Annotated in this window: 8 protein-coding genes and 1 tRNA gene; 2 read left to right on the top strand and 7 right to left on the bottom strand. The window is 60.1% G+C overall.

Annotated elements, in window-relative coordinates; translation table 11 throughout:
• From CCR95_RS06080 to CCR95_RS06050, 7 genes are all read right to left on the bottom strand, one after another.
• Positions 1–194, bottom strand: a 194-nt coding sequence (locus tag CCR95_RS06080) for a hypothetical protein (protein ID WP_201092778.1), incomplete at its 3' end; no start/stop codon positions are given.
• 255 nt (positions 195–449) lie between these two features.
• On the bottom strand, positions 450–1,430 hold the full coding sequence (locus tag CCR95_RS06075) for a hypothetical protein (RefSeq protein ID WP_201092777.1): 981 nt from the start codon (positions 1,428–1,430) through the stop codon (positions 450–452).
• A 103-nt stretch (positions 1,431–1,533) separates the two neighbouring features.
• Positions 1,534–1,860, bottom strand: a complete 327-nt coding sequence (locus tag CCR95_RS06070) for a DUF3077 domain-containing protein (RefSeq protein ID WP_201092776.1) — start codon at positions 1,858–1,860, stop codon at positions 1,534–1,536.
• A 287-nt stretch (positions 1,861–2,147) separates the two neighbouring features.
• The gene (locus tag CCR95_RS06065) at positions 2,148–2,369 is read right to left on the bottom strand and encodes a helix-turn-helix transcriptional regulator (protein ID WP_201092775.1); all 222 of its coding nucleotides are present in this window, start codon (positions 2,367–2,369) and stop codon (positions 2,148–2,150) included.
• A gap of 157 nt (positions 2,370–2,526) precedes the next feature.
• The gene (locus CCR95_RS06060) at positions 2,527–3,738 is read right to left on the bottom strand and encodes a tyrosine-type recombinase/integrase (protein WP_201092773.1); all 1,212 of its coding nucleotides are present in this window, start codon (positions 3,736–3,738) and stop codon (positions 2,527–2,529) included.
• 165 nt (positions 3,739–3,903) lie between these two features.
• Positions 3,904–3,979, bottom strand: a tRNA-Ala gene (locus CCR95_RS06055).
• Positions 3,980–4,094: 115 nt separating this feature from the next.
• The gene (locus tag CCR95_RS06050; RefSeq protein WP_201092770.1) at positions 4,095–4,901 is read right to left on the bottom strand and encodes a cytochrome C assembly family protein; all 807 of its coding nucleotides are present in this window, start codon (positions 4,899–4,901) and stop codon (positions 4,095–4,097) included.
• 140 nt (positions 4,902–5,041) lie between these two features.
• On the opposite strand from CCR95_RS06050, the gene ffh reads away from it, so the two are divergent.
• Positions 5,042–6,448 (top strand): signal recognition particle protein, encoded by a 1,407-nt coding sequence (gene ffh, locus CCR95_RS06045; protein WP_201092768.1) that lies wholly within the window; start codon positions 5,042–5,044, stop codon positions 6,446–6,448.
• A gap of 50 nt (positions 6,449–6,498) precedes the next feature.
• Positions 6,499–7,335: a penicillin-insensitive murein endopeptidase gene (mepA, locus tag CCR95_RS06040; protein ID WP_242523088.1), complete on the top strand. Its 837-nt coding sequence runs from the start codon at positions 6,499–6,501 to the stop codon at positions 7,333–7,335.
• Positions 7,336–7,414 lie beyond the last annotated feature (79 nt).

The following is a 7,414-nucleotide window of genomic DNA, read 5'->3' as shown; positions in this document are numbered from 1 at the left end:
TCCTTCATCTCCTGCTTGCCTTTGAGGACGCGGTTCAGGTTGCCCACGTCATACTCAATCGCAGCACCGAGCGCGGTTTGTGTCATCCGCCATTCGGCGTGCCGATCCGTGAGGGCTATCATCATCGTGCGGGCGTCGGGTGCGGCTTGTGGGCCGGGGGCCTGGAACGCTTGATGTGCGGTGAGTGTGGCCATGTTGGTACTTGTACAAAGATCGTTATTTCTACTTTGTTACCTTCAAAAAATCTTTAAGTGTTTAAATTTTATGATAATAAACAAAAATACACATAAACAATAGGGTTCTAGTGGCGCGTTGAGCGCCTATAATCACCCATAAACCGCCAACATCTATCTTCAATAGGGGCATAGTAAATGAAGATTTATTGCGCCTAATAAAAAATAACTTAAAATTCATTAATTTATGCGACAGTCAAAGTTAACAAAGTAGAATTATGCAGCATGGAATACCTCCGGCCATTCGCCCGCGATGAAGTCTTCGACGCGGTGTTTCATCTGGCGTAACAGGTCGCGTTCTTCCGCTTCCTTGGCCTTGTGGGCGTCCACGCTGGTCATGTCATAGACTGCCGATAGGGCGTCCTTGGTAATCTGGGTCAGGTCGCGCGGGTGCAGGGCATCAAGCTCTACTGGCCTTTGGTCGCCATACTCTGCAAGCCATGCCTGATAGTTCGGATCGGATTCCTTCGCGGCGTCCGGGGAGAGGGGTAGTCGGTATTTGCTAATCTGGTCGGGATTCAGCGCCACGCGGATTAGCTCAACCTCGACCGAATGCCAGTCGGCCATGTTGCGCTGCAAGGCTTTGGGGATGGCGATCCCGGACGGATCAAGATCGCCAAGATAGATCAGGATAGGACGTTTCCCGAGCATCACGGCCCTGTCGAAGCGTTCGGCCATCGCGTTGACCATCGTCGCCGACACCTGCCCGCGAACGATGTTCAGTCGGGTGCAGAAGTACCAAACTGCCTCCGACATGATCGACGAAAGCGCGTCCTTCTCCGTCGCGACCTCGACATAAACCGGCTGGTCCTGGATGTAGCACCTGCCATACCCGTAGGGGTCAAGGAAGGATTCAATCTGTCCCTGGATGTACTCGCCCACGTTTGGCCTTCCCCGTTTGCCGAAGGTGGTTCGGGTGCGGTCCTCGATGGCGTGCCAGGGCAGCAGATCGTGACGGCGCAGGGTGGTCAATAACCGCGAAACCTTGCGATATTCATTCTGGTGATTCTGAACCAGCAACCGCGAAACGGCTTGGTAATATGTCTGGCGAACGGTTAGCGGCCAGTATTCCCGTAGGTCACCGACGATGGTGATTAGCTCGGCGGCCAGGGCGCGATTCTTGCCCTTGAATAGTTCGGCTGGGATGGCAACGATAGGGGCGGCGTGAACCGCCCCGTCCTTGGGGCTTGAGGTCATTACGCGATCCCTCCCAGCAAAAACACGGACACAATCAAGACGAGGTTGGTCGTGATCGCGAAGACCGACAGCCAATCGAAGATCGCGATTAGGGTTGCGTTCTTCATTCTGCCACCTCGCTCATCGGCTCCGCGTCGGGGTTGGGGGCAGGATCGGCGACCTCGACCGCGCGAACAACGGACTCGATAAGTCCGCACGCCGATTTCAGCGTGTAGATAGCGCAGTGAATCGCGCTGGCATCGCTGGTCGGCTCCAGATTGGACGCGGCATTTACCAGCGTCTCAATCGCCGATGAGGCCATGGACGCGGCTTCGTTCAGCGCGAAGCCAACCGGGATACCGGCATTGACGCTGAAAAAATTAGCGTCTTCGCCAAGGACGGGAATTTCGGAAAAACGGGTGTTGGTGGTTTTCATGCGGTCGATCTCCAAACAAAGATTGGTTGATCGACTGAACGGATAGCGGGGCAGAGGCAGGACGCGGAGAGACGCACGAGGGGCGCTTTTTGGGCGCGGGTGCGTTAAAATCTTCCTGCCGGTGCTCAACTGGTTTCGTCAGTCGGGCTTTGTCGTGAACCCTTGGCGGGGTTCACGAACGGCAACAGAATACGCGCCTTGATGATGCTTTGCCAAGCCGTGCCGGATCGCCCCCGGTGCGGCTTTTCTGTGTCTGGCGGATGACTTGGCGCGCCATGGTGGCGAGTGGTTTTTGGAGATGCTCATCGCGCAGCGCTCCCAGCTTGACCGCTGGCGGCGTCCATCTGGCGCTGCATCCAGCCGTCGATAGCATCCTCGGGCCAAACGGAGCAACGCTCGGAGAGCTTAACGGGAGCGGGGAAAGTGCCTTCTTGGACGCGCTTGTAGATCGCGCTCTTTTTCAGCGCGACTCGGCGAGAGACTTCGGGGAATCGAAGGAATTGCTTGGAACTTGGAGCGGACATAGAGTGCCTCCCCGCCTGATGCGGTATTGAGGGCACTCATGCGCCGGTTAAATTGTGATGCCGTGTGGTTACACGACAGATGCAAGGCTAGGACGGAATACCGCGTCTGTCAACAACCTTTTGCGGTTAGATCGCTCGCTTGCCACAAGATGCGGTGTCAGCCTGCCAGCCGAAGCGGGATCACGTCCGCGCCGCGCATGAGTCCATCCAAATAATCCGCCCACGACTGCATCATGTGGCGGCGGGCGTCCAGATGCGCGGTGCGGTTGTAAGCGCGCCCGTTTGGATCGCGCACGGCATGGGCCAATTGATGCTCGATGAAGTCCGGACGAAAGCCTAGAACCTCGTCCAGGATGGTTCGAGCCGTCGCGCGGAAACCGTGCCCGCTCATCTCGTCCTTCGGGATGCCCAATCGACGCATGGCGGCGAGGACGGCGTTATCGCTCATGGGTCGGTCATTGGCTCGCGCGCTCGGAAAGACGAACGTGGAGCGCCCGGTGAGCGGTTCCAGATCCTTCAGGATGCCCATGGCCTGCGTGGAGAGCGGAACGATATGCAGGGTGTCGGTCTTGCTGACGCGGTAGCGCCATTCGGCAGCGTCCAGATCAACATCCGCCCATTGTGCTTTTCGCAACTCGCCAGGGCGGACAAATACGAGCGGGGCCAGCTTCATCGCCGCGCAGACGGTCGGCGTTCCCTGATAGCCGTCGATCATCCTCAGGATCTCGGCAACCCGCGCGGGGTCGGTCGCGGCTGAGAAGTGCCCCCCTTTCACGGGCGGCAATGCACCGCGAAGGTCGCCGGAGGGGTCGCGGTCGGCTCGCCCGGTGGCGACGGCATACCGGAAAACCTGTCCGCAGTTCTGCAAGGCACGGTGCGCGGTTTCCAGGGCACCACGCTTTTCGATCCGCTGAACCACGGCCAGCAATTCCGGTGCGAGGATGTCAGCAATGGGGCGACCGCCAATCCAAGGGAAAACGTCACGCTCCAGGCGGCGGATAATCCTGTCTCCGTGCGAGGGAACCCAATTCGGGGCGTGCTTGGCGAACCACTCTCGACCAATGACCTCGAAGCTGTTTCCCGCTCGGTCCTCTCGCGCCGATTTCTTGGCTTTGCGGTGCTCACCTGGATCAACCCCATCGGCCAGCAGCTTGCGGGCCTCGTCGCGGCGAGTGCGGGCGTCCTTCAGCCCAACGTCGGGGTACACGCCAAGGGATAGCAGTTTCTCCTTACCCCCAAACCGATACTTGAGTCTCCACCACTTACCCCCGCTCGGCGTCACGATCAGGAATAGCCCGCGCTCGTCGGTCAGCTTGAACGGCTTGTCGGCGTGCTTGGCGTTGCGAACGGCGGTGTCTGTCAGCGGCATTGGGGGTAACTCCTGATGGGGGTTACTGGGTTACCCCAGAAAGTTACCCCCGCCCGTTAGTGGATGCTCACGGACGATGTTACCCCTATATGGACCAACAAGGCAATAAAAAACCCGCACTTAGGCGGGTTCTCGAACGTCCGCGGATGGTCGCGGATGCTGAAATGGTGGAGCCGAGGGGGATCGAACCCCTGACCTCCGCATTGCGAACGCGGCGCTCTCCCAGCTGAGCTACGGCCCCAGGATTGAACATCCAGTTCATGAACCGACAGGCGACCCGCGAAACCGGTCTCCTGCGCGACTGGTCAATTCTGCATCTTTTCGGCGCTTGGATACAAGGCCCAGTTCAAATGGAATTACGTTTTCAGAATAAATTCCAGAACCGCCTTGGTGCCGAAATAGGCGAGGATCAGGATGACGAAGCCGCCGAGTGTCCAGATAATCGCCGTGCGTCCGCGCCAGCCCTTGCGGAAGCGGCCGACCAGCAGACCGCCGAATACCAGCCAGGCAAGCACCGAGAGGACGGTTTTGTGCACCAGATGCTGGGCGAACATGTTTTCCAGAAAGGCGAAGCCGCTCAACAGTGCCAGCGTGAGCAGCACGAAACCGGCGGTGATCATCTCGAAAAGCAGGCTTTCCATGGTCTGAAGCGGCGGCAGGGTGCGGATGAAGCCGCCAGCCCGACGGCGTCGCAGATGGCGATCCTGCACCGCGAGCAGGATTGCCTGGCCCGAGGCTAGCGTCAGCAGGCTGTAAGCGAGCATCGACAGCAGGACATGGATTTTCAGCGCCCAGCTCGCCGTGGGTCGCAGAAAACCGACCTCGGCAAAGTTGGCCTCCAGAATCAGGCTCAGCGCGGCGGCCGGCAGCAGGATCAGACCGAGATTGTCGACCGGTTTGGTCAGACTGGAGACGAGCAGCAGCGCAATGATCGTCCAGGAGGTCAGGGCCAAGGCATGATAGAAGCCCAGATTGAGGCCGGCACTACTGAAAATGCTATCCCACAAGAGCCAGCTATGCAGGGCCAGGCCAGCGAAGCCGACGAAGATGGCGAGATTGCGCTCGGGGATCCATCCCTCCTTGCGAAACAGGCGCAGACCGATCAAGGCGGCGGCGGCCAGGTAGCAGAGGGTGGCGACGGTGGCAAGGAGGGTATGAGTCATAAGCTCGACAGCATTGTGCAAGTAAAGTGGGACTGAAAACGACGCGGGGCATTGCGTGCGTCATATTATACTCGCAAGTTATACGCTACATCGCTGACAGTCTATTTTATCGCTGACAGCTCTCTTTTCGAGGTCGGATCATGTTCGAGAATCTCCAGGATCGTTTTGAAGGCGTCCTGACCAATCTGCGGGGTCAGGGCCGTCTGACCGAGGACAACATCAAGGAGACCCTGCGCGAGGTGCGCATGGCCCTGCTGGAGGCGGATGTGGCGCTGCCGGTGGTGCGCCGGTTCGTCGAGGAGATCCGCGAGAAGGCGCTCGGCGAGGCGGTGACCCGGAGTCTGACCCCAGGTCAGGTGCTGATCAAGATCGTCAACGACGAACTGGTCAGCATCATGGGTCAGGCCAACGAACAGCTTGACCTGACGACGCAACCGCCGGCGGTGGTGCTGATGGCGGGCCTGCAGGGTTCGGGCAAGACCACCAGCGTGGCCAAGCTCGCGCGCTGGCTCCAGGAAAAACAAAAGAAATCGGTCATGGTGGTCAGTTGCGACGTGTACCGTCCGGCCGCCATCGAACAGTTGAAGACGGTTGCCGCCGAGGTGGGGGCGGAATTTTTTCCGAGCAGCGGCGATCAGGGTCCGGTCGAGATCGCCAAGCGCGCCCTGGACAGCGCCCGCAAGCATTATAAGGACGTGCTGATTGTCGATACCGCCGGCCGTCTGCATGTGGACGTGGCGATGATGGACGAGATCAAGGCCATCCATGCTGCCTTGAATCCCATCGAAACGCTCTTTGTTGTCGACGCCATGACCGGCCAGGACGCGGCCAACACCGCCAAGGCGTTCGACGAGGCGCTGCCGCTGACCGGCGTGATCCTGACCAAGACCGACGGCGATGCGCGCGGCGGCGCGGCACTCTCGATCCGCCAGATCACGGGGAAGCCGATCAAGTTTCTCGGCACGGGCGAGAAGACGGCGGCGCTCGAACCCTTCCATCCGGACCGGGTCGCCTCGCGCATCCTTGGCATGGGCGACGTGGTTTCGCTGGTTGAGGAGGTCCAGGCCAAGGTCGACCGGGACAAGGCCGAAAAGCTGGTCAAAAAGCTCAAGAAAGGAAAGGACTTCGATCTGGCCGACTTCAAGGAGCAGTTGGAGCAGATGAACCAGATGGGCGGGATCGCGAGCCTGATGGAAAAACTCCCCGGCATGGGTCAGATTCCGGAACATGTCAAGAATCGCGCCAACGACCGGGAGATGGGCAAGCTGGTCGCCATTATCAACTCCATGACCCTCAACGAGCGCCGTTTCCCGGCCGTCATCAAGGGCTCCAGAAAGCGCCGGATCGCGGCCGGCTCGGGGACTCAGGTGCAGGACGTGAATCAACTGCTGAAACAGTTCATGCAGATGCAAAAAATGATGAAAAAGATGAAGGGCGGCGGCATGGCCAAGATGATGCGGTCGATGCAGGGCCGGATGCCGCCGGGCTTCGGGTCGGGCGGCGGCTTGCCGCCGGGTGGGATGCCGCCCGGCGGGTTTCCGATGTGAGGCAGATTCGGATGTTCAACGTGAAAATTTCGCATCGTTCGGACAGAACCATGTATGCGCCGTTGCTGCTTGGCGCGCTGCTCTGTCTGTGCCTCCCCGCGTCGGACGGACTGGCCACCCCCTGGGCGGAGGTGAGATCACCAAGCCAGGGGCCGGTCCAGGTCATCGGGGGCGTGTCCAACGGTTGTATCGGCGGCGCGGATGTGCTGCCGGAAACGGGCGCCGGTTATGTCAGCATCCGGCGCTATCGCAACCGCTATTACGGTCATCCCGAACTGCTCCGGTTCATTGAGGAGGTCGGGCGCGCCCAGCAGCGTCGGCGCGGTCTTGCGATGATGGTCGGCGATCTCAGCCAGCCGCGCGGCGGACTCATGTCGTCCTCGCATCGCAGCCATCAGAATGGTCTGGACGTGGATCTCTGGTTCACGCTGGCGGACTCGCCCGCTGACGGCAGACGACGGATGGACCAGCAGCCCGACCCTAGGAGCATGGTGCGCCCGGACGGTCTGTTCGTCAGCGATGCCTGGGGCGAGGATCAGCGCTTTCTGATCGAAACCGCCGCGCGTCACCGCTCGGTGGATCGTATCTTTGTCAATCCGGCGATCAAGCGCGAATTGTGCCGGAGCGCGACTGCCGAGCGCGGCTGGCTGCGCAAGGTGCGCCCCTGGAAGGGACATGACGCCCATTTCCATGTGCGTCTGGCCTGTCCGCCCGGGAGCCCGCAATGCGATCGACAGGCTGCACTGCCGCCCGGAGATGGCTGTGGCGAGGAGCTTACCTGGTGGTTCAGCGAGGAGGCCCGCAAGCCCGTCAAGAAAAAACCCGGCCAGGGTTCTGGCGCACCCGTTCCTCCTGCGTCCTGTCGCGCGATCTTGAATGGTTCGTAACTTTTAAACCGCGCCCAGGAGACCGGGATGCGTTGTTTTGAGCGCTTGGCTTGGGCGAAGCAACCACGCCGGCATTGGA

This window comes from Thiocystis minor (genome assembly GCF_016653465.1).
Classification (GTDB): Bacteria; Pseudomonadota; Gammaproteobacteria; order Chromatiales; family Chromatiaceae; genus Chromatium; species Chromatium minus.
Note: the sequence above shows the minus strand (reverse complement) of the source record. Positions and strands in the feature narration are given on the sequence as shown.

Excerpts from the sequence above, each read along its gene's own strand:
- ffh (WP_201092768.1), top strand. The coding sequence starts at position 5,042 with ATGTTCGAGAATCTCCAGGATCGTTTTGAAGGCGTCCTGACCAATCTG.
- CCR95_RS06050 (WP_201092770.1), bottom strand. The coding sequence starts at position 4,901 with ATGACTCATACCCTCCTTGCCACCGTCGCCACCCTCTGCTACCTGGCC.
- CCR95_RS06075 (WP_201092777.1), bottom strand. The coding sequence starts at position 1,430 with ATGACCTCAAGCCCCAAGGACGGGGCGGTTCACGCCGCCCCTATCGTT.
- CCR95_RS06060 (WP_201092773.1), bottom strand. The coding sequence starts at position 3,738 with ATGCCGCTGACAGACACCGCCGTTCGCAACGCCAAGCACGCCGACAAG.
- mepA (WP_242523088.1), top strand. The coding sequence starts at position 6,499 with ATGTATGCGCCGTTGCTGCTTGGCGCGCTGCTCTGTCTGTGCCTCCCC.
- CCR95_RS06065 (WP_201092775.1), bottom strand. The coding sequence starts at position 2,369 with ATGTCCGCTCCAAGTTCCAAGCAATTCCTTCGATTCCCCGAAGTCTCT.